Source organism: Klebsiella sp. RCJ4 (genome assembly GCF_009025755.1).
GTDB lineage: Bacteria > Pseudomonadota > Gammaproteobacteria > Enterobacterales > Enterobacteriaceae > Klebsiella > Klebsiella michiganensis.
Map to the genome: position 1 here is coordinate 16531 of NZ_WCIN01000027.1, position 22101 is coordinate 38631.

Genomic DNA, 22101 nt, shown 5'->3' on the forward strand with positions numbered 1-22101 from the left:
CCTGAACGAGAGATAAATCACACTTATCACTGTAAGCGGTTCGATTAACTGTCTACACTCTTGCTGATTACAACAAGAGCTAACGCAGGCTAATCAATGATCCTCATAATTTATGCGCACCCTTATCCGCAGCACTCGCATGCGAATAAGCGGATGCTTGAGCAGGCAGGGACGCTTGACGGCGTCGAGATACGCTCTCTCTATCAACTTTACCCCGATTTCAATATCGATATCGCTGCCGAGCAGGCGGCGCTGGCCCGTGCCGATCTGGTCATCTGGCAGCATCCGATGCAGTGGTACAGCGTGCCGCCGCTGCTCAAGCTGTGGATGGACAAAGTGCTGGCGCACGGCTGGGCATACGGGCACAACGGTATCGCGCTGCGCGGTAAATCGCTGATGTGGGCGGTGACCACCGGCGGCGGCGAAAGCCACTTTGATATTGGTTCCTTCCCCGGTTTCGACGTCCTGGCGCAGCCGCTGCAGGCGACCGCGCTGTATTGCGGCATGAAATGGCTGCCGCCGTTCGCGATGCATTGCACTTTTATCTGCGATGACGAAACCCTTCAGGCGCAGGCGCGCCACTACCGTCAACGTTTAATCGAATGGCAGGAGGCGCACAATAATGGATAGCCATACGCTGATACAGGCGCTGATCTATTTAGGATCCGCCGCGCTGATCGTGCCGATTGCCGTACGCCTTGGGCTGGGGTCGGTGCTCGGCTACCTAATTGCCGGCTGTATTATTGGCCCGTGGGGGCTGCGGCTGGTCACCGACGCCGAGTCGATTTTGCACTTCGCGGAAATCGGCGTGGTGCTGATGCTTTTCGTTATCGGTCTTGAGCTCGATCCCCAGCGGCTGTGGAAACTGCGCGCCTCGGTGTTCGGCGGCGGGGCGCTGCAGATGGTCGTCTGCGGCGTGCTGATTGGCCTGTTCTGCATGTCGCTGGGTCTGCGCTGGCAGGTTGCCGAGCTGATTGGCATGACCCTGGCGCTCTCCTCAACGGCGATCGCTATGCAGGCGATGAACGAACGTAACCTGACGGTTACCCAACTGGGCCGCAGCGCCTTTGCGGTGCTGCTGTTCCAGGATATCGCGGCCATTCCTCTGGTGGCGATGATCCCGCTGCTGGCGGCGAGCGGCGGCTCGACGACGCTGGGCGCGTTTGCGCTCTCGGCCCTGAAAGTGGCGGGCGCGCTGGCGCTGGTGGTGGCGCTCGGACGCTATCTGACCCGGCCGATGCTGCGTTTTGTCGCGCGCTCCGGCCTGCGTGAAGTCTTCAGCGCCGTGGCGCTGTTCCTGGTGTTTGGCTTCGGGCTGCTGCTGGAAGAGGTCGGGCTGTCGATGGCGATGGGGGCCTTCCTCGCCGGCGTGCTGCTGGCGAGCTCGGAGTACCGCCACGCCCTGGAGAGCGACATTGAGCCGTTTAAGGGCCTGCTGCTGGGGCTGTTTTTTATCGGCGTCGGGATGTCTATCGATTTCGGTACCCTGGTGACGCATCCGCTGCGGATCCTGATTCTGCTGGTGGGATTCCTGGTGATTAAATCCCTGATGCTGTGGCTGATCGCCCGGCCGTTAGGCGTTCCGCGCGCCCAGCGCCGCTGGTTTGCGGTGCTGCTGGGGCAGGGGAGCGAATTCGCCTTTGTGGTCTTCGGCGCGGCGCAGATGGCCGATGTCCTGGACGGCGAATGGGCGAAGGCGCTGACCCTCGCGGTGGCGCTATCAATGGCGGCCACGCCAATCCTGCTGGTGCTGCTGACCCGCCTGGAGAAATCCGCCAGCGGCCAGGAGCGCGAAGCCGATGAAATTGACGAAGAGCAGCCGCGGGTGATTATCGCCGGCTTTGGCCGTTACGGGCAGATCGCCGGCCGCGTACTGCTCTCCAGCGGGGTGAAGATGGTGATTCTCGATCACGATCCTGACCACGTCGACACCCTGCGTAAATTTGATATGAAGGTGTTCTACGGCGATGCGACGCGGGTGGACCTGCTGGAGTCGGCGGGGGCGGAAAAGGCGGAAGTGCTGATTAACGCCATCGACGATCCGCAGACGAACCTACAGCTGGCGGAGCTGGCAAAAGAGCATTTCCCGCATCTGCAGATCATCTCCCGCGCCCGCGATGTCGATCATTACATCAAGCTGCGCCAGGCCGGGGTCGAAGCGCCGGAGCGTGAAACCTTCGAAGCGGCGCTGAAGTCCGGACGCATGACGCTGGAGGCGCTGGGCCTGGGCGCCTACGAGGCCCGCGAACGGGCCGATCTGTTCCGCCGTTTCAATCTGCAAATGGTGGAAGAGATGGTGGCGATGGCGGAAAACGACGCGGCTTCCCGGGTGGCGGTATTCAAGCGCACCAGCGATATGCTGACCGGCATTATCAACGAAGACCGCAATCATTTATCGCTGGTTCAGCGTCACGGCTGGCAAGGAACGGAAGAGGGACGGCATACCGGTGACATCGCCGATGAGCCGCAAAATAAGCCCTCGGCATAAGGGAGAATTCAGGGTGTTACGTTAGCTTTACAAGTAACATTTTGTTTTCAATTTAAATCCTGCCTGGCGGCTCACGGGGCTTACGTGGGCTCGCCAGCAAATCTTAAAATTTTCTGATTCTTTACTCTTCGCCCAGTCGACGAAGTATTACGCTTTCCGTATAGTGGCGACAATTTTTTGCATTCGGGAATTATTCAATGATCAGTCTGATTGCGGCGTTAGCGGTAGATCGCGTCATTGGTATGGAAAACGCCATGCCATGGAATCTGCCTGCCGATCTCGCCTGGTTTAAGCGCAATACCTTAAACAAACCGGTAGTGATGGGACGTCTTACCTGGGAATCCATCGGTCGTCCGTTACCGGGGCGTAAAAATATCGTGATTAGCAGCCAGCCCGGCACCGACGATCGCGTGCAGTGGGTCAAATCGGTAGATGAAGCCATTGCCGCCTGCGGCGACGTGGAAGAGATGATGGTGATCGGCGGCGGACGCGTGTACGAGCAGTTCCTGCCGAAAGCGCACAAGCTCTATCTGACCCATATTGATGCGGAAGTGGAAGGGGATACCCACTTCCCGGATTACGATCCGGATGAGTGGGAGTCGGTATTCAGCGAGTTCCACGATGCCGATGCGCAGAATTCCCATAGCTACTGCTTCGAGATTCTGGAGCGCCGCTAAGGTTTTCCCCGGTGACGTTCGCTCACCGGGGTGACTCTCTTCAGGAGGCGATCGCCTCGCCTTCATCAAGATTGCTCTGCCGGTTCGATCGCTGCGTGAAGTACGTTTTATCTTCCCAGCGCAGGCAGGTCAGATCGCCGCCCCAGCAGCAGCCGGTATCCAGCGCGTAAATCCCTTCCGGCGTGCCTTTCCCTTCCAGCGAAGCCCAATGACCGAAGGCAATGCTGTACTCGCTGGCCACCGGCCCGGGAATAGCAAACCACGGCTTGAGCGGCGCGGGCGCGTTTTCCGGCGCCTCCTTGGCGTACATATCCAGCTGCCCGTTCGGGAAGCAGTAGCGCATGCGGGTAAAGGCGTTGGAGATAAAGCGCAGGCGCGCCAGGCCGCTGAGTTCGTTGCTCCAGTTGTTCGGCATATCGCCGTACATCGCATCGAGGAAGAACGGATAGGAGTCGCTGGCAAGTACGGCTTCCACATCGCGGGCGCACTGTTTGGCGGTTTCCAGATCCCACTGCGGGGTGATCCCGGCATGGGCCATGACCAGCTTTTTCTCTTCATCGATTTGCATCATCGGCTGACGACGCAGCCAGTTGAGCAGATCGTCGGCGTCCGGTGCCTCAAGCAGCGATTTCAGCCGATCCTTGGGTTTATTGCGGCTAATGCCCGCAAAGACCGCCAGCAGGTGCAGGTCATGATTGCCCAGAACGAGGCGTACGCTATCGCCAAGCTGTTTCACGAAACGCAGTACTTCGAGCGAACCGGGGCCGCGCGCGACCAGGTCGCCCGTGAGCCACAGCGTATCAGTCTCAGGGTTAAACTCCACCTGCTCTAATAATGCGATCAGTTCATCGTAGCAACCGTGAACGTCGCCAATAAGGTATGTAGACATGTTTTAATGGATGAGAGTGGGTACTGCGAGACGGAAAACAGGGATTTCGATGGTGAACGGCGCGCCGTTCACATCGATCATCGCATAATGTCCCTGCATGGTGCCCAGCGGCGTTTCAATGACCGCGCCGCTGGTATATTGATATTCGCCGCCGGCCGGAATATGCGGCTGCTCGCCGACCACGCCTTCACCCTGGACTTCGGTCTCACGACCGTGGCCGTTGGTGATAAGCCAGTAGCGGCCAAGAAGCTGAACCTGCGTCCGCCCCAGATTGCGAATGGTCACGGTATAAGCGAAGACGTAGCGCTCTTCTTGCGGAGAAGATTGCGATTCGATGTAGACGCTTTGCACCTGTACACAAACTCGGGGCGAATTAATCATGGTTAGCTCTCCTTGGTGGGCGCGTTCTCAGATAACCAGTTAGCTAGCTGACAGTACTGCGCTACGGAAATATTCTCTGCGCGCTTCGCCGGATCGATGCCCAGTTCGGTCAGAACCTCAACGCTGAACAGGTTGCCGAGACTGTTGCGGATCGTTTTCCGACGCTGGTTAAAGGCTTCCGTCGTGATACGGCTCAGTACGCGCACTTCTTTCACCGGATGCGGCAGCGTGCGGTAAGGCACCAGACGCACCACGGCGGAATCGACTTTAGGCGGCGGCGTAAAGGCGCTCGGCGGAACTTCAAGCACCGGAATGATCTGGCAGTAGTACTGCGCCATTACGCTTAACCGACCATACGCCTTACTGTTCGGCCCGGCAACCAGGCGATTGACGACCTCTTTTTGCAGCATAAAGTGCATATCGGCAATGGCATCAGTATAGCTGAACAGATGGAACATCAGCGGGGTCGAGATGTTGTACGGCAGGTTGCCGAATACGCGCAGCGGCTGGCCCATACTCTGCGACAGCTCGCCGAAGTTCATGGTCATCGCGTCCTGCTGATAAATCGTCAGCTTAGGTCCGAGGAACGGATGCGTCTGCAGACGAGCGGCCAGGTCGCGGTCCAGCTCGATAACGGTGAGCTGGTCGAGGCGTTCACCGACCGGTTCGGTCAGCGCGGCGAGGCCGGGGCCGATTTCAACAATCGCCTGGCCTTTTTGTGGATTGATGGCCGAGACAATGCTGTCGATCACAAACTGATCGTTGAGAAAGTTTTGCCCGAAGCGTTTACGGGCTAAGTGGCCCTGATGGACTCGATTATTCATTGAGTATTAACAATCATTTTAATGGCGAGATTAAGCGCCGTGATAAAACTGCCGACTTCCGCTTTCCCCTGGCCCGCAAGTTCAAGCGCGGTACCGTGGTCAACGGAAGTGCGAATAAATGGTAAACCGAGCGTAATGTTCACGCCGCGGCCAAAGCCCTGGTATTTTAGCACGGGCAGGCCCTGATCGTGATACATCGCGAGTACCGCATCGGCATGGTCGAGGTATTTCGGCTGAAACAGGGTATCCGCCGGCAGCGGGCCGCTGAGATTCATCCCCTTCGCGCGCATCTCTTCGAGCACCGGAATGATGGTATCGATCTCTTCCGTCCCCATATGGCCGCCTTCGCCCGCGTGCGGGTTCAGGCCGCAAACCAGCACGTGCGGGTTGCTGATACCAAATTTGGTGCGCAGATCGTGATCCAGGATAGTGATGATTTCCCGCAGCAGCTCAGGGGTAATCGCATCGCTTATCGCTTTTAGCGGCAGGTGAGTGGTCACCAGCGCCACGCGCAGCGCTTCGGTCGCCAGCATCATCACCACTTTACTGGCCTGCGAGCGCTCTTCAAAGAACTCGGTATGACCGGTAAAGGCGATCCCCGCATCGTTAATAATGCCCTTGTGCACCGGCCCGGTAATCAGCGCGGCGAATTCGCCGTTCAGACAGCCATCGCAGGCGCGGGCCAGCGTTTCCACCACGTAGCTGCCGTTGCTGACGTTGAGCACGCCCGGTTCAACCGGCGCGTTGAGCGCGACGGGGAGAAGGGTCAGGGTGCCTGCACGCTGCGGCGTAGCGGGAGCGGTGGGGTTGTAAGGCAGAAGCGATAAAGGAAGACCGAGCAGGTTCGCCCGGTCAGACAGCAGAGCGCCATCGGCGCAGATCACCAGCTCTACCGGCCAGTCGCGCTGCGCAAGCTGCACAACGAGGTCGGGGCCAATCCCGGCGGGTTCACCGGGAGTGATAACAACTCGATTCATACACGTCATCCTTCAGGCGGTCTCTTACTGGCTGCGCTTCGTCGCCCCCGTCAGAGACCGGGGCGATTTGCTCAGCCGCCTCGATACACCCTGAGCGATGTTGTGTATGAGGCTAATGCAATTAGTTGCTCAGAACCTTCACGTAGGCGCTGGCGCGCTGTTCCTGCATCCAAGTCGCCGCTTCTTCAGAGAACTTACGGTTCATCAGCATGCGGTAAGCGCGATCTTTCTGCGCGGCGTCGGTTCTGTCGACGTTGCGGGTATCCAGCAGCTCAATCAGGTGCCAGCCGAAGGAGGAGTGAACCGGAGCGCTGGTCTGGCCTTTATTGAGGCGCAGAATGGCGTCGCGGAAGGCCGGATCGAAGATATCCGGCGTCGCCCAGCCTAAATCACCGCCCTGGTTGGCAGAGCCCGGATCTTCAGAGAACTCTTTTGCCGCTTTGGCAAAGGTGGTTTTTCCACTCTTAATATCCGCCGCGATCTGCTCCAGCTTCGCCCGAGCCTGATCGTCGTTCATGATCGGCGACGGTTTCAGCAGGATATGGCGAGCGTGAACTTCGGTCACGGAGATGTTCTGGCTGCCGCCGCGCATATCGTTAATTTTCAGGATATGGAAGCCCACGCCGGAACGTATCGGGCCGACGATATCGCCTTTTTTCGCGGTGCTCAGCGCCTGGGCGAAGATGCCCGGCAGTTCCTGAATCCGGCCCCACCCCATCTGGCCGCCTTTCAGCGCCTGCTGGTCGGCAGAGTAGGTGATAGCCAGTTTGCCAAAGTCCGCGCCGCTGCGCGCCTGCTGAACCACTGAATTGGCCTGATCCTGAGCCTCGGCCACCTGCTCGGACGTTGGGTTTTCCGGCAGCGGGATCAGAATGTGGCTGAGATTCAGCTCGGTGCTGGCGTCGTTCTGATCGCCAATCTGTTTGGCCAGGGTTTCAACTTCCTGCGGCAGAACGGTGATACGACGACGGACTTCGTTGTTACGTACTTCCGAAATCAGCATCTCTTTACGAATCTGATTACGGTAGGTGCTGTAGTTGATACCGTCATAGGCCAGACGGCTGCGCATCTGATCCATGGTCATGTTGTTTTGTTTGGCGATGTTGGCGATGGCCTGGTCGAGCTGATCGTCAGAGATCTTCACGCCCATTTTCTGGCCCATCTGCAGGACAATCTGGTCCATGATCAGACGCTCAAGGATCTGATGACGCAGGGTGGCGTCATCCGGCAGCTGCTGCCCGGCCTGGCCGGCGTTCAGTTTTACCGATTGCATCAAGCCATCGACGTCGCTTTCAAGAACAACGCCATTATTGACGACAGCCGCTACTTTATCGACAACCTGTGGGGCAGCGAAACTGGTATTCGCGATCATGGCGATACCGAGAAGCAGCGTTTTCCAGTTCTTCATACTTTTTCCATTTCAATTAACCGCAATTGCGGATTACGTGTAAACCAGCCACATCACAGGGAGCTCTGGTACGGTAAAATGTTCGAACGCAGCATCTGCTGGGTGCCGAGACCGTAGTTGGAGCTCAGGCCGCGCAGCTCAATGTTAAAACCGAAGGTGTTGTCGTATTTGCTTTCGCTGCTGCTGTTATCCCAGCCGTTGATCTTACGTTCATAGCCGACGCGGATAGCGTAGCAGCAGGAGCTATACTGAACCCCTAACATCTGGTTCGCTGACTTTCTGGTATTCGTGTCGTAGTAATACGCGCCGACGACTGCCCAACGATCGACGATTGGCCAGCTGGCGGTCATCCCCACCTGCGAGATACCATCTTTGTACTGCTTAGCGGTGGAATAAGACGGCAGGGTCGCCTGAATGTATTCCGGGCTCGCATAACGATAGTTAAGTTGTACTAAACGGTTTTCGTCGCGACGGTATTCCACGGTTCCGCTGCCGGTTGCGACGTTATCCAGACGCGTATCGTACTGAATTCCCCCGCGTAAACCCCAGTCATCGGCGATGCGCCAGTAGGTATCGCCAGCCCATACCAGTGAACCTCGCGTGTCGTTGTTCTCCCAGTTGATGTTGTCGTCACCGGTACGTGCCTCGGTGAAATAGTAGATTTGACCAACGGAAATATTAAAACGTTCAACGGCGGCGGCATCATAAACGCGAGATGTGACGCCGGTGGAGACCTGGTTGGCGGAAGCGATACGGTCGAGGCCGCTATAGGTACGGTCGCGGAACAGGCCGCTGTAGTCCGACTGCAGCAGGGTTGAGTCGTAGCTGCCGATCTTGCTCTGGTCACGATAGGGGATATACAGATACTGCATCCGCGGCTCAAGCGTCTGGGTATAGTTCTCCTGCATATCGCGCTCGAAAACCATTTTACCATCGACTTTAAACTGCGGCATGACGCGGTTAACGGAGTCTTTGTAATCGGTACCGTTGGCCGCGTTGTAGTCATCAAGGTTGCTTTGCTGGTAATGGGTTGCCAGCAGTTTTGCCTCAGTATTGATGCTTCCCCAGCCGTTAGACAGCGGCAGATTGATGGTTGGCTCGAAGTGAACGCGCGTTGCTTCCGGCATTCTGCTGTTCGAGTTAACAAAATGCACCGCCTGGCCATAAAGATGGGTATCAAACGGGCCGACATCGTTCTGGTAGTAGTTCACGTCCAGCTGCGGCTCGGCGGAATAGGCGTTGCTTGAGTCGCGGTTAAAGACCTGGAACTGCTTGGTCGATACGGTGGCGTCGAAGTTCTGATTCGCGTAGCCGGCGCTGAGCTTCTGCGTCGCGTAGCCATCGGTACTGGAACCGTATTTAGAGCTGAAGTCGTTAAAGTAGTCCGGGTCGCTGACTTTGGTGTAATCGGCGTTGAAGCGCCACACCTGGTCTACGACGCCAGAATGGTTCCAGTAGAACAGCCAGCGGCGGCTATTGCTGTCGCCGGAGTGATCGTCCTGGTAAATTTTATCCGAAGGCAGGTAGTCGAACTCGATTAAGCCGGTTCCTGCTTTGGTCAGATAGCGGAATTCGTTCTCCCACATGACGCCGCCGCGCTTGCTCATATAGTGCGGCGTCAGCGTGGCGTCGAAGTTCGGGGCAATGTTCCAGTAGTAAGGAAGATAGAACTCGACGCCGTTTTTGGTGCTGTATTTGGCGTTGGGGATCAGGAAGCCCGAACGACGCTTGTCGCCCACCGGCAGCTGCAGGTAGGGACTATAAAAAATCGGTACGGAACCGAGCTTGAAGCGGGCGTTCCAGATCTCAGCGACCTGTTCTTCGCGGTCGTGGATGACTTCACTGCCGACCACGCTCCAGGTGTCAGAGCCCGGCAGACAGGAGGTGAAGCTGCCGTTTTCTAAGATGGTATAGCGGTTTTCACCGCGCTGTTTCATCAGGTCAGCGGTACCGCGCCCCTGACGGCCAACCATTTGGTAATCGCCCTGCCAGACGTTGGTATCTTTGGTGTTCAGATTCGACCAGGCTTTCGGCCCTTTGAGGATCACCTGATTGTCATCATAGTGAACGTTGCCGAGGGCGTCGACCGTGCGCACCGGCTGCGGCTGGCCCGCGGCCTGCTGCTGGTGAAGCTGCACTTCATCGGCCTGCAGTCGGCTGTTCCCCTGATTGATATCAACGTTGCCGGTAAATACGGCGTTATCAGGATAGTTGCCTTTCGCATGATCGGCATCGATCGTCACCGGCAGGTCGTTGGGTTTCCCTTCAACCAAAGGACGATTGTAGCTTGGTACGCCAAGCATACACTGCGTGGCGAGATCGGCAGCGAGGCCCTGTTGGCTATACAAGGCGCTGGCAATCATGGTGGCCAGGAGGCTGGGAATACGTTTTTTCATACGTTGTATTTGTTGTTCCGTCATCGTGTGGCAGCGGCTTGCAAACGGTCAGAGCCTAACGTACTCGTCTAAATCGCGCTAGTGTTAATCCTGCCCGTTTCGAGCCCGAGCGTTAGGCACCGTGTAGAATGACGAGTATGATAAAGCAAATTATAGGCTATGTCCCACAATTGACCGAGGCGTAAACGCTTTGTAACGTGCGGTCAGATATAGCTTAACTGGCGGCAGAGAGATTGGGGAGTCTATGCAGTATTTGGGTAAAATAATTGGCGTTGCGGTTGCGTTGATGATGGGCGGCGGCTTTTGGGGCGTGGTGCTGGGCTTCTTAATCGGGCATATGTTTGACCGCGCGCGCAGCCGCCGGCTGAACGTCTTTGCCAATCAGCAGGAGCGCCAGTCGCTGTTCTTCTCGACGACGTTTGAAGTGATGGGGCATCTGACCAAATCGAAAGGGCGCGTTACCGAAGCCGATATTCAGGTCGCCAATTTGCTGATGGATCGCATGAACCTGCACGGCGAAGCGCGTACCGCGGCCCAGCACGCGTTTCGCGTAGGGAAATCAGATGATTACCCGCTGCGGGAGAAAATGCGCCAGCTGCGCAGCGTCTGCTTTGGGCGTTTTGATTTAATTCGGATGTTTCTGGAAATTCAGCTGCAGGCGGCTTTCGCCGACGGCGAACTGCATCCCAACGAACGTGACGTGCTGTTTGTGATTGCCGACGAGCTGGGCATCTCCCGCGCTCAGTTCGAACAGTTCCTGCGCATGATGCAGGGCGGGGCGCAGTTTGGCGGCGGTTCGCAGCAGCAATCTTACGGCCAGCGCGGCGGCAACGCCGGCTGGCAGCAGGCGCAGCGCGGGCCAACCCTTGAAGATGCCTGCAATGTGCTGGGCGTCAAAGCGACCGACGATGCCGCCACCGTCAAGCGCGCCTATCGTAAGCTGATGAGCGAGCACCATCCGGATAAGCTGGTGGCGAAAGGGCTACCGCCGGAAATGATGGAGATGGCTAAGCAGAAAGCGCAGGAGATCCAGAAAGCCTGGGAACTGATTAAAGAGCAGCGCGGCTTCTAAACGACCGGCCTCTCCCGGGTGGGAGAGGCGTCACGATACGCTGGCGGCGCGGCGGTACATACGCCGCGGATGGCCAATCTTGCCGTACAGCATTTCCACCTCCAGAAAGCCGATTTCCACGCAGTGCTCCAGATAGCGACGGGCCGTGGTTTTGCTCAAGCCAGCCTCGCTCACCACGTCATCAACCGAAAAGCAGCGCTCTTCTTCGCCGATAAACAGGCTCTGCACCAGCGCCAGCGTTTTTTCTTCAATGCCTTTACTGCCGCTATCGGCTCGGTAGTTTTTAGCCTGCAGCTGATACAGCGAATCCACGTTCTGCTGGTCGACGATTTTCCATTCGCGCTGCTGATCGTAGAACTGCACGAACCGTTCAAGGGACTGGCTCAGGCGCTTCCATGATACCGGCTTAAGAATGTAGTCGAAGGCGCCGTTGCGGATTGCCTGGCTACAGGTTTCCATGTCGCTGGCGGCGGTGATAAAGATCACCGAGCAGTTAGCATGGGCCATAATAGGGTCGTTCATCAGGGTGACCCCTTTGCCGTCCGGCAGGTAGTTATCCAGCAGCACCAGCTGCGGCGGTCTGGCGTTGAGTATCTGCCGCGCCTGGGCGAGAGAGGCCGCCGTGCCGGTCAGCCGCATGCGCGGGTGTTTCTGGATAAGCTCGGCGTGCAGCCGCGCCAGTTCGCTTTCATCTTCAACGATCAGGACATCGACCAGGTCATGATGCATAGTGCGTCTCTTCTTGCGGATGGGCTGGCCCGCTGGCGGGAATAAACAGCGTGAAAATCGCCCCGCGCGGCGCGTTGTCGGCCACTTCAATCGTGCCGCCAGCCTGGGTGACATAGCGCTCAATAAGATACAGTCCAATACCGTGATCGCCGCGGGTTTTGGTGGTGACGCCGCGCTCAAATATATGCTCGCGGATCTCCGGACGAATACCGACGCCGCGATCGGCGACTTCAATCATTAATTCCCGGGCGTTGAGCTGAATCAGGATCTCGACCGGTTCGTGCGGCAGTTCGGCGCGCTGGGTGGCTTCAATGGCGTTATCCAGCAGATTACCGATGATAGAGATAAGCTCGGACTCCATCAACGACGGCAGCGGGCGGTCGATGCGGCAGGCCGGGTCAAAGCTCAGCTCAACCCCTTTTTCCCGCGCGCGGGCGGCTTTACCCAGCAGCAGGCCGCACAGCGTCGGCGAATTAAAGTGCGATGAAATAAAGTCCAGCAGCTCCTGGGCATGCTCCGACTGCGCCTGAATATAGCGAATCGCCTCGTCATAGTGGCCCATATGCAGCAGGCCGGAGAGGGTCGTCATCCGGTTGAGCTGTTCATGGCGCATGATGCGCAGATTATCAACGTAGCGTTTTACCTGGCTGAGCTGGGCGCTCAGGGAGTTGATTTCATCGCGGTCGCGGAAGGTGATCACCCAGCCCTGGAGCGCATTCTCCAGCATGATTCGCACCCGGCTGGCGAGTACCGTCAGCTGATTAAAACGGCACAGCTCGTCGTGGGTATCGCTTTCGAACATCTCTCCGCCGGCGAAAAACGGCTGCGGCGTAATGACGCTATCGATAGACTTACCGCGCAGCTGGTGCGCGGGCTGGCTCAGTCCGAGCAGGCTGCGGGCGGCGTGGTTTATCACTTCAATACGCCGGTGATGGTCAATCACAATCACCCCTTCGTATATCGACTCCATCATCGCTTTTTGCTGACGCACCAGCAGGCCGATTTCGCGCGGCTCCAGCGAGAAAATTTGTTTCTTAATGCTGCGGGTGAAGTACCAGGAGAAGATAAACAGCGCGATAAGCAGCAGCACCGCGGCGATGAAAATATTGATGACTTTTGCCAGCGTGATGCTGTCGAGATAGCTGGTGAGGTAGCCGACGGAGACAATGCCAACGACCCGACCCGCGTCATCGAAAATGGGCGCTTTGCTGCGCAGGGAAATACCGAGTCCCCCTTTGCGGATGGTGGTCGTGCTTTTCCCCTCAAGTACCGGCTGGTTATCGCCGCCAACCAGCCGCGTGCCGACCCACTCCGGATGGACAGAGTGAAACAGATGCACGCCCCGCTTATCGCCAATGACGATAAAACTGGCGTCGCTGTGGGCGGCAATATTTTGCATAAAAGGCTTTATCGCCAGTGCGTCTTCACGCGCCACCTGCTGACGTAAATCCGGCATCAGCGCGATTTCTTCTGCCTGTATTTTCGCGCGGGCGCTCATTTCCTGATAAAGCTGATGGCTGGCGTCGAAATAGTAATACACGCCCAGCAGCGCAAACAGCACTGAGAAAAAAGCGACCAGCGAAATGAACAGCTTAAACTGAAATGAAACCTTCATAAGTATAATGCACAGTATCAGGGATACGGCAGCGTATCATTTTTTCGCTGCCGGCATCGTGGCTGAGGGAAACCGGTGAACGTCACAAGAGCGTCCGGGAACCACAATTATCCGCTGGCGGGGAATTTATCAAGGTTAATCAGGCGCTGGATTTAAAAACCTTAAAAACCACGGCAATAAATCAGAGCGGTTTCACAATAATAATAGAAACCATAAAAACCATAGTGACCATTAAAACTTCTTTTTTAATCTGCCGATCCTCACATTAACTCCGCGCGTGGCCCTCTAACCTGAAAAGTAATAATAACCAGAGGGCTTAATTATGAGCACCACAGACAATGCATTCTCTGCAACCATCGACCCTATTAATACGCCGAAACCCGCGCTTAAGCAGCGCTGGTGGCATATTCTCGATAACTGGAAAGTCGGTATTATCCCGCTGCCGCTCTTTTTGCTGGCCGGCGGCCTGATCGCGCTGGACTGCCTGGGCGGCAAGCTGCCGAGCGATATCGTCGTGATGGTAGCGACGCTGGCCTTTTTCGGCTTTGCCTGCGGCGAATTTGGTAAACGGCTGCCGGTACTCGGCAAGCTCGGCGCGGCGGCCATCTGCGCGACCTTTATCCCTTCTGCGCTGGTGCATTACGGCCTGCTGCCGGAGGTGGTAGTGGAGTCGACCACCAAATTCTACAAGTCGACCAACATTCTTTATCTTTATATCTGCTGCATTATCGTCGGCAGCATTATGAGCATGAACCGCACCACGCTGATTCAGGGCTTTCTGCGGATTTTCTTCCCGATGCTGTGCGGCGAAATCGTCGGCATGGTGGTCGGCGTCGGCGTCGGTACCGCGCTGGGGCTGGAGCCGTTTCAGGTGTTCTTCTTTATCGTCCTGCCGATCATGGCCGGTGGCGTCGGCGAGGGGGCGATCCCGCTGTCGATTGGCTACGCCGCGCTGATGCATATGGATCAGGGCGTGGCGCTTGGGCGCGTGCTGCCAATGGTGATGCTGGGCAGCCTGACGGCGATCGTTATCTCCGGCTGTTTGAACCAGCTGGGCAAGCGTTTCCCGCATTTGACCGGGGAGGGGCAGCTGATGCCGAACCGCCGCAACGAGACACATCGCGAAACGCCCGCCGAGGGCAAAATGGACGTGACAACGCTGGCCTCCGGCGCGCTGCTGGCGGTGCTGCTTTATATGCTGGGTATGCTGGGGCAGAAGACCATCGGCCTGCCCGCGCCGGTGGGCATGCTGTTCCTCGCGGTGCTGCTGAAGCTGGTGAACGGCGTCTCTCCGCGCCTGCAGGAGGGCTCGCAGATGGTGTATAAGTTCTTCCGTACGGCGGTCACCTATCCGATTCTGTTTGCCGTCGGCGTGGCGATCACCCCGTGGCAGGAGCTGGTCAACGCCTTTACCGTGACCAATTTGCTGGTGATTATCAGCACCGTAACGGCGCTGGTGGCGACCGGTTTCCTGGTCGGCAAAAAGATTGGCATGTACCCGATTGACGTGGCGATTGTCTCCTGCTGCCAGAGCGGTCAGGGCGGTACCGGCGACGTGGCGATTCTGACCTCCGGCAACCGCATGAACCTGATGCCGTTCGCGCAGATCGCAACCCGGATCGGCGGCGCGATTAATGTTTCGCTGGGTCTGCTGTTCCTCAGTCACTTTCTGGCCTGATTTAACTTTTTTATAACCGCTAAGTCTGCTTTTTCGTGCTAAATGGCGCAGAAAATATCTGCGCCCCGTCTCCAAAACAGGGATCGTTTAGCGATACAATCAGCGCCATTATTCGCGACTGCGACGGCAGCCTGTCCGCTGCCTTTTATTAAGTGAGGAGAGAAACAAATGTCAGTGGATACTCTCGCCCGTGAGGGCGTAAGCATGGAAGCGCTGCTGGCGGCGAAAGAGCAGCGCGCCGCGCGCCAGGCCGACTGGTTAGCCCATTATCAGCGGCCGGTGATTTCGCTGACCCTGGTGACGCCGGGCGCGGTGAAAGACAGCATTCGCTACCGTAATATGATGGGGGTGGCGCTGCAGGCCTGCGATCAGATGCTGTGGAAACACCGCTGGCAGACGCTGGATCGCCAGGTGCTGTGGCTGCCGACCGGGCCGGAAGCGCTGTGGTGCGTCGATCACGCCGCCAGTGAAATCAAAGCCTTCTGTACCGATCTTGAGCATACCCATCCGCTGGGCCGCCTGTGGGATATTGACGTCATTTGCCCGAAAAATGGCCTGGTTGGCCGTCAGTCAATGGGGGAGAACCAGCGCCGCTGCCTGCTGTGCGACGAGCCCGCGCACGCCTGCGCGCGCAGCCGCCGTCATGACACCGGGCAGGTTGTGGCCCGCGTTGAGCAGATGATTGATGCGTGGTTTGCCCGCGACTGACGCCCGTTTTCCGCGACATTGATGAGCGAGGAGTAGCCCGGGTGAGCCGCTGGCGGCACGACCCGGGACAGAGAGGTACGGTCAGAAGTCGATCGGCGCGCGAAACGTCATCGTATTACCGAAAGCGGGGTGGGTGATGGTCAGCGTTTCGGCGTGCAGCAGCAGACGAGGCGCCATGGCCAGCGCTTCCGGCGACGCATAAAAGCGGTCGCCAAGAATCGGATGGCCCAGCGCCAGCATATGCACGCGCAGCTGATGCGAACGCCCGGTAATCGGCTTCAGGCGCACGCGGGCGGTGTTGTCCACCGCCAACTCCAGCACTTCATACTCGGTTTGTGCCGCTTTGCCGGTTTCGTAACACACCTTCTGCTTTGGCCGGTTCGGCCAGTCGCAAATCAGCGGTAAATCCACCAGACCCTCGGTTTTCTCCGGATGCCCCCAGACGCGGGCGACGTACTGCTTTTTCGGCTCCCGTTCGCGGAACTGCCGCTTCAGCTCGCGCTCTGCCGCTTTGGTCAGGGCCACCACAATCACGCCGCTGGTCGCCATATCCAGCCGGTGCACCGACTCGGCCTGCGGGAAGTCGCGCTGAACGCGCGCCATCACGCTGTCTTTGTGCTCGGCAAGCCGGCCCGGCACGGACAACAGGCCGCTTGGCTTGTTGACCACCATAATGTGCTCATCCTGGTAGAGAATAACCAGCCAGGGATCCTGCGGCGGATTGTAGTTTTCCATCGCCATATTCGCGTTCCGTTACTGGTGGGTGACCACGATTAAGCGCAGCGCATCCAGGCGCCAGCCCGCCTGCGCCAGCGCGTCCATAACCTGCTGACGGTTGCTCTCGATAGCCGTCAGTTCATCATCGCGGATGTTCGGGTTCACGGCGCGCAGCGCTTCAAGGCGCGACAGCTCTGCCGTCAGCTTATCGTCGGCTTCTTTACGCGCGGCGTCGATCAGCGCCTGGGCCGCTTTGGCTACCTGGCCTTCGCCCTGCTGTAAAATCGCGTGGACGTCCTGCTGGACGGCGTTGACCAGCTTGCTGCCGGTGTGGCGGTTAACCGCGCTCAGCTGACGGTTGAAGCTTTCGAACTCCACCTGACCGGCGAGGTTGTTGCCGTTTTTGTCGAGCAGCATGCGCACCGGCGTCGGCGGCAGGAAGCGGTTGAGCTGCAGATGCTTCGGCGCCTGCGCTTCAACGACGTAAATCAGCTCCAGCAGCAGAGTACCTACCGGCAGCGCTTTATTCTTCAGCAGCGAAATGGTGCTGCTGCCGGTATCGCCGGAGAGGATCAGATCCAGACCGTTGATAATCAGCGGATGCTCCCAGGTGATGAACTGCGCGTCTTCGCGGGACAGGGCGACGTCACGCTCAAAGGTAATGGTGCAGCCATCTTCCGGCAGGCCCGGGAAATCCGGGACCAGCATATGGTCGGAGGGGGTCAGGACAATCAGATTCTCACCGCGATCGTCCTGGTTGATGCCGACGATATCAAACAGGTTCATGGAGAAGGCGATCAGGCTGGTGTCGTCATCCTGTTCTTCAATGCTTTCCGCAAGCTGCTGGGCTTTTTCTCCGCCGTTGGAGTGGATCTCCAGCAGACGGTCGCGGCCCTGTTCCAGCTGCGCTTTCAGCGCTTCATGCTGCTGGCGGCAGGCTTTGATCAGGTCGTCGAAGCCGTCGGTATTTTCCGGCGTGGCAAGATAGTTGATCAGTTCGTTATGCACGCTGTCGTAGACGGTACGGCCGGTCGGGCAGGTGTGCTCGAACGCGTCCAGGCCTTCGTGATACCAGCGCACCAGCACCGACTGGGCGGTTCTTTCCAGATAGGGAACGTGGATCTGAATATCGTGAGCCTGGCCGATACGGTCAAGACGGCCGATACGCTGCTCCAGCAGATCCGGGTTGAACGGCAGGTCGAACATCACCAGATTGCTGGCGAACTGGAAGTTGCGGCCTTCAGAGCCGATCTCAGAACACAGCAGCACCTGAGCGCCGGTATCTTCCTCGGCGAACCAGGCGGCGGCGCGGTCGCGTTCGATAATCGACATCCCTTCGTGGAACACCGCGGCGCGAATGCCTTCGCGCTCGCGCAGGACCTGCTCCAGCTGCAGCGCGGTGGCCGCTTTGGCGCAGATGACCAGCACTTTCTGCGAGCGGTGGCTGGTGAGATGGCCCATCAGCCATTCAACGCGCGGATCGAAGTTCCACCAGGTGCCGGTATCGCCTTCAAATTCCTGATAAATCTGCTCCGGATAGAGCATGTCGCGGGCGCGCTCTTCGGCGGTTTTGCGGGCGCCCATAATGCCGGAAACCTTAATGGCCGTCTGGTACTGGGTCGGCAGCGGCAGACGAATCGTATGCAGCTCGCGTTTCGGGAAACCTTTGACGCCGTTACGGGTGTTGCGGAACAGCACGCGGCTGGTGCCGTGGCGGTCCATCAGCATCGACACCAGCTCCTGACGAGCGGCCTGGGCATCATCGCGATCGCTGTTGGCGGCCTGCAATAATGGTTCAATATCCTGTTCGCCGATCAGATCGCTCAGCGCGTTCAGATCGGCGTCGCTCAGCTTATTACCGGCCAGCAGCAGGGCGACCGCGTCGGCAACCGGACGGTAGTTCTGCTGCTCTTCAACAAACTGGGCGAAGTCGTGGAAACGGTTGGGGTCGAGCAGGCGCAGGCGGGCGAAGTGGCTCTCCATTCCCAGCTGCTCCGGCGTCGCGGTGAGCAGCAGAATGCCCGGCACGCATTCGGCCAGCTGTTCAATCGCCTGATATTCCCGGCTCGGGGCGTCTTCGCTCCAGACCAGGTGGTGCGCTTCATCAACGACCATCAGATCCCATTCGGCTTCGCACAGGTGTTCCAGGCGCTGCTTGCTGCGGCGCACGAAATCCAGCGAACAGATCACCAGCTGTTCGGTTTCGAACGGGTTAATCGCGTCGTGCTGCGCTTCGGCATAGCGCTCATCGTCAAACAGCGAGAAGCGCAGGTTAAAGCGGCGCAGCATTTCCACCAGCCACTGGTGCTGCAGGGTTTCCGGGACGACGATCAGGACGCGTTCCGCGGCGCCGGAGAGCAACTGCTGATGCAGGATCATCCCGGCTTCAATGGTTTTACCTAAACCTACTTCATCCGCCAGCAGGACGCGCGGCGCGTGGCGGCGGCCAACGTCGTGGGCGATATTCAGCTGATGCGGGATCAGGCTGGTGCGCTGGCCGCGCAGGCCGCTCCACGGCATGCGGTACTGTTCGCTCTGGAATTTACGCGCTCGATAGCGCAGGGCGAAACGATCCATACGGTCGATCTGTCCGGCGAACAGACGGTCCTGCGGTTTGCTGAAGACCAGCTTGCTGTCGAGGAGCACTTCACGCAGGGTAACGTTGGCTTCCTGGGTATCGAGGCGGGTGCCGGTGTAGGCCAGCAGACCGTTCTCTTCATTAACTTCGTCAACCTGGAGTTGCCAGCCTTCGTGGCTGGTGATGGTATCGCCCGGGTTAAACATCACGCGGGTGATTGGGGAGTCGTTGCGTGCGTACAGACGGTTTTCGCCGATGGCGGGGAAAAGCAGGGTCACCATGCGCGCGTCCAGCGCAACGACCGTCCCTAATCCCAGTTCGCTCTCTGTGTCGCTAATCCAGCGTTGACCAAGTGTAAAAGGCATATATGTTCGGCTCTTTAGTTCTTTGATTGCAGGCAATAGTTGAGCATCTCCATGGAGAATCGGAGATACGTCAAAATTGGGTCCAGGAATGGAAAGGGCGCTATATTACTGGATGGCGGAACGTTCGTCACGTCCTCCTCACCCTTCATTTTGCGGCTTTTGCGCCAGCGGAATGAGTGAGAAAAAATCAAAATAGCCCCAGCTGCCCCGTCACTATTGTAGCAAAATCGTCGTCGACAAAGGGAAGTATTCCTTCGGCGACAGGCTCTAATTGCTTAGAAAGATAGTGTTCATAATCCAGCGGTGATTGCTGATAATCCACCGGCTCCGGCCCGCCGGTGGTCCAGACGTATTTAATGCTGCCGCGCTGCTGATACTGCTGCGGCCTGCCCAGCCTGACGTTTTGCTCATCAGCGAGCCTGGCCGCGCGCACGTGCGGCGGCACGTTGCGCTGATACTCCGCCAGCGGACGGCGCAGGCGCTTGCGGTAGACCAGCCGATCGTCAAGCTCGCCGTTCATCAGCTTATCAATGGTTTCGCGCACGTAATCGCGATAGGGCTGATGGCGGAAAATGCGCAGATAAAGCTCCTGCTGAAACTGCTGGGCCAGCGGCGTCCAGTCGGTGCGTACCGTCTCCAGCCCTTTAAACACCATGCGCTGCTCGCTGCCTTCCTGAATCATCCCGGCGTAGCGCTTTTTACTGCCGGTATCCGCGCCGCGAATGGTGGGCATGAGAAAGCGGCAGAAGTGGGTTTCGAACTCCAGCTCGAGGGTGCTGACAAGCCCCTCTTTGCTCAGCTCCGCCGCCCACCATTCGTTGACGAAGGCCACCAGCGAGCGGCCGATGCTGCTGGCTTCCTCTTCGCTGTGGGACCGTTTGAGCCACACGAAGGTGGAGTCGGTATCGCCGTAGATAACGTCATAGCCCTGGGATTCAATCAGCGCTTTGGTCTGGCGCATAATCGCGTGGCCGCGCATGGTGATGGATGAGGCCAGACGCGGATCGAAAAAGCGGCAGGCGCTGGTACCGAGCACGCCGTAGAAGGCGTTCATAATGATTTTCAGCGCCTGCGACAGCGGTTTGTTTTTATGCTGCTTGGCCTCGTCGCGCCCGTGCCAGATTTGCCCGACGATCCCCGGCAGGCAGTGTTTTTCTCGCGAGAAGCGCGCGCCGAGAAAGCCTTCGGTGCTGTGAGCGTCATCGGGCTGCGCCAGACCTTCCACCAGCCCCACCGGGTCGATCAGAAAGGTGCGGATAATCGACGGGTACAGGCTTTTGTAGTCCAGCACCAGCACCGAGTCGTAGAGGCCGGGGCGGGAGTCCATCACGTAGCCGCCGGGGCTGGCCTGCGGCGGCACTTCACCGAGGTTCGGCGCGACGTAGCCGAGCCGGTGCATGCGCGGGAAATAGAGATGGCTGAAGGCGGCGACCGAACCGCCGTGGCGATCCGCAGGCAGGCCGTTGACCGTCGCGCGCTCCAGCAAAAACGGCATGATCTCGGTTTTATGGAGGATGCGCGTGACCAGCTCGCAGTCCTGCAGGTTATAGGTGGCCAGCGCCGGTTTATCCTGGTGAAAGCGGCGATCGATTTCATCCATCCGATCCCAGGGATTATCAATGGCTTTGCCCTCGCCGAGCAGCTCGCGGGCGACCGACTCCAGCGCAAAAGAGGAGAAGTTCCAGAACGCGGATTTCAGCGCCTCGATGCCATCGATAATCAGGCGGCCGTTGGCCTGAGCAAAGAAGACGCCATTCTTAAAACCGTGTTCGCGCCACTCCAGTTCGCTGTTGCCGCGGCCGAGCAGCAGCGGGATGCGATAGCGCTCGGCGTGCTTTTGCAGGACGCGTAAATCAAACTGCACCACGTTCCAGCCGATCAGCACGTCCGGGTCGTGGGCGGCAAACCAGGCGTTAAGCTTTTCCAGCAGCAGCGGGCGGCTGGCGACGTACTCCAGTTCGAAATCGACGGCAGGCGGGGTGGCCGGTTCCGGCCCTAACATATAGACGACCCGCTGGCCGCAGCCTTCAAGGCCGATGCAGTAGAGCTCGCCGTGGCGGCTGGTTTCGATGTCCAGCGACACCCACTTTAGGGGCGGTCGGTAGTGGGGATTGGGCTTCATCCGCGCGTTGACCAGCCGCTGGCCGCGCGCCTCGCCTTCAACCCACACCGGGGCGGTGATAAAGCGCTCCATCAGATAGCGCTCCGGCGGGCGAACGTCGCCTTCATATACCGTGACGCCGTTTTCGCGCAGCTTTTTTTCCAGCCGCATCAGCTGGCGGTGAGCGCGGCAGTAGAGACCAAACACCCGCTGGCGATGAAAATCTTGCAGAATGAGCGCAGCAAGGCGATGGCCGTTTTCGCCCTGCAGCAGGCGTTCAGCCTGCGGGCGCTGCGATTCGGGAATGAACGCGACGGATTCCTGCGGCGGCAGGGTGACCTCAAGCGGGCCGTCATCGGTCGCCAGCCAGAATGTCAGTTCGGTGCCCTGCGGGGTATCCCGCCAGTGACGGGTGAGTAAAAAACCTGCTCGTGGCTGCGTCACGCCGTGCTCTCATCAGTAAAAACCAGGCCTGATTATAGCCTGGTTCACCAAATG

The 22101-nt window shown here is 58.4% G+C and carries 17 protein-coding genes; 6 read left to right on the top strand and 11 right to left on the bottom strand.

What is annotated here, in order from left to right:
* Window positions 1–96: 96 nt before the first annotated feature.
* From kefF to folA, 3 genes are all read left to right on the top strand, one after another.
* On the top strand, window positions 97–630 hold the full coding sequence (kefF, locus tag F8562_RS08615; protein ID WP_004098522.1) for a glutathione-regulated potassium-efflux system oxidoreductase KefF: 534 nt from the start codon (window positions 97–99) through the stop codon (window positions 628–630).
* Window positions 623–2488: a glutathione-regulated potassium-efflux system protein KefC gene (gene kefC, locus F8562_RS08620; protein ID WP_014227889.1), complete on the top strand. Its 1866-nt coding sequence runs from the start codon at window positions 623–625 to the stop codon at window positions 2486–2488. The genes kefF and kefC overlap by 8 nt, the downstream gene beginning before the upstream one ends.
* Window positions 2489–2685: 197 nt before the next feature.
* A complete protein-coding gene (folA, locus tag F8562_RS08625) occupies window positions 2686–3165 on the top strand; it encodes a type 3 dihydrofolate reductase (protein WP_004098524.1) in 480 nt (159 codons plus the stop codon).
* A gap of 40 nt (window positions 3166–3205) precedes the next feature.
* Here the strand turns inward: folA and apaH are convergent, their stop codons facing one another.
* From apaH to lptD, 6 genes are all read right to left on the bottom strand, one after another.
* On the bottom strand, window positions 3206–4054 hold the full coding sequence (gene apaH, locus F8562_RS08630) for a bis(5'-nucleosyl)-tetraphosphatase (symmetrical) ApaH (protein WP_014227890.1): 849 nt from the start codon (window positions 4052–4054) through the stop codon (window positions 3206–3208).
* A gap of 3 nt (window positions 4055–4057) precedes the next feature.
* The gene (gene apaG / locus F8562_RS08635; protein WP_004098526.1) at window positions 4058–4435 is read right to left on the bottom strand and encodes a Co2+/Mg2+ efflux protein ApaG; all 378 of its coding nucleotides are present in this window, start codon (window positions 4433–4435) and stop codon (window positions 4058–4060) included.
* Window positions 4436–4437: 2 nt separating this feature from the next.
* The gene (gene rsmA, locus F8562_RS08640) at window positions 4438–5259 is read right to left on the bottom strand and encodes a 16S rRNA (adenine(1518)-N(6)/adenine(1519)-N(6))-dimethyltransferase RsmA (protein ID WP_004098527.1); all 822 of its coding nucleotides are present in this window, start codon (window positions 5257–5259) and stop codon (window positions 4438–4440) included.
* Window positions 5256–6236: a 4-hydroxythreonine-4-phosphate dehydrogenase PdxA gene (gene pdxA, locus F8562_RS08645; RefSeq protein ID WP_014837386.1), complete on the bottom strand. Its 981-nt coding sequence runs from the start codon at window positions 6234–6236 to the stop codon at window positions 5256–5258. Before pdxA ends, rsmA begins: the two co-directional genes overlap by 4 nt.
* A gap of 121 nt (window positions 6237–6357) precedes the next feature.
* Complete coding sequence (surA, locus tag F8562_RS08650) at window positions 6358–7644, bottom strand: peptidylprolyl isomerase SurA (RefSeq protein ID WP_004098530.1); 1287 nt, start codon at window positions 7642–7644, stop codon at window positions 6358–6360.
* A gap of 53 nt (window positions 7645–7697) precedes the next feature.
* The gene (lptD, locus tag F8562_RS08655; protein WP_014227893.1) at window positions 7698–10040 is read right to left on the bottom strand and encodes an LPS assembly protein LptD; all 2343 of its coding nucleotides are present in this window, start codon (window positions 10038–10040) and stop codon (window positions 7698–7700) included.
* Between the two features lie 244 nt (window positions 10041–10284).
* Between lptD and djlA the strand changes: the two genes are divergently transcribed.
* On the top strand, window positions 10285–11112 hold the full coding sequence (gene djlA / locus F8562_RS08660; protein WP_014837387.1) for a co-chaperone DjlA: 828 nt from the start codon (window positions 10285–10287) through the stop codon (window positions 11110–11112).
* A gap of 30 nt (window positions 11113–11142) precedes the next feature.
* Here djlA and F8562_RS08665 read toward each other — a convergent pair whose 3' ends face one another.
* On the bottom strand, window positions 11143–11841 hold the full coding sequence (locus F8562_RS08665) for a response regulator (RefSeq protein ID WP_014227895.1): 699 nt from the start codon (window positions 11839–11841) through the stop codon (window positions 11143–11145).
* The gene (locus F8562_RS08670; protein WP_014837388.1) at window positions 11831–13456 is read right to left on the bottom strand and encodes a sensor histidine kinase; all 1626 of its coding nucleotides are present in this window, start codon (window positions 13454–13456) and stop codon (window positions 11831–11833) included. The genes F8562_RS08665 and F8562_RS08670 overlap by 11 nt, the downstream gene beginning before the upstream one ends.
* A 322-nt stretch (window positions 13457–13778) precedes the next feature.
* On the opposite strand from F8562_RS08670, the gene F8562_RS08675 reads away from it, so the two are divergent.
* Entirely contained in the window at window positions 13779–15134 is a 1356-nt protein-coding gene (locus tag F8562_RS08675) for a 2-hydroxycarboxylate transporter family protein (RefSeq protein WP_004098535.1), read from the top strand.
* Between the two features lie 168 nt (window positions 15135–15302).
* Window positions 15303–15842, top strand: coding sequence for a citrate lyase holo-[acyl-carrier protein] synthase (gene citX, locus F8562_RS08680; RefSeq protein ID WP_004098536.1), 540 nt, complete (start codon window positions 15303–15305; stop codon window positions 15840–15842).
* A gap of 81 nt (window positions 15843–15923) precedes the next feature.
* Here citX and rluA read toward each other — a convergent pair whose 3' ends face one another.
* From rluA to polB, 3 genes are all read right to left on the bottom strand, one after another.
* Window positions 15924–16583, bottom strand: a complete 660-nt coding sequence (rluA, locus tag F8562_RS08685; RefSeq protein ID WP_014837390.1) for a bifunctional tRNA pseudouridine(32) synthase/23S rRNA pseudouridine(746) synthase RluA — start codon at window positions 16581–16583, stop codon at window positions 15924–15926.
* A 12-nt stretch (window positions 16584–16595) separates the two neighbouring features.
* A complete protein-coding gene (gene rapA, locus F8562_RS08690; protein WP_014227898.1) occupies window positions 16596–19502 on the bottom strand; it encodes an RNA polymerase-associated protein RapA in 2907 nt (968 codons plus the stop codon).
* 187 nt (window positions 19503–19689) lie between these two features.
* Window positions 19690–22047 (bottom strand): DNA polymerase II, encoded by a 2358-nt coding sequence (gene polB, locus F8562_RS08695; RefSeq protein ID WP_038424064.1) that lies wholly within the window; start codon window positions 22045–22047, stop codon window positions 19690–19692.
* Window positions 22048–22101 lie beyond the last annotated feature (54 nt).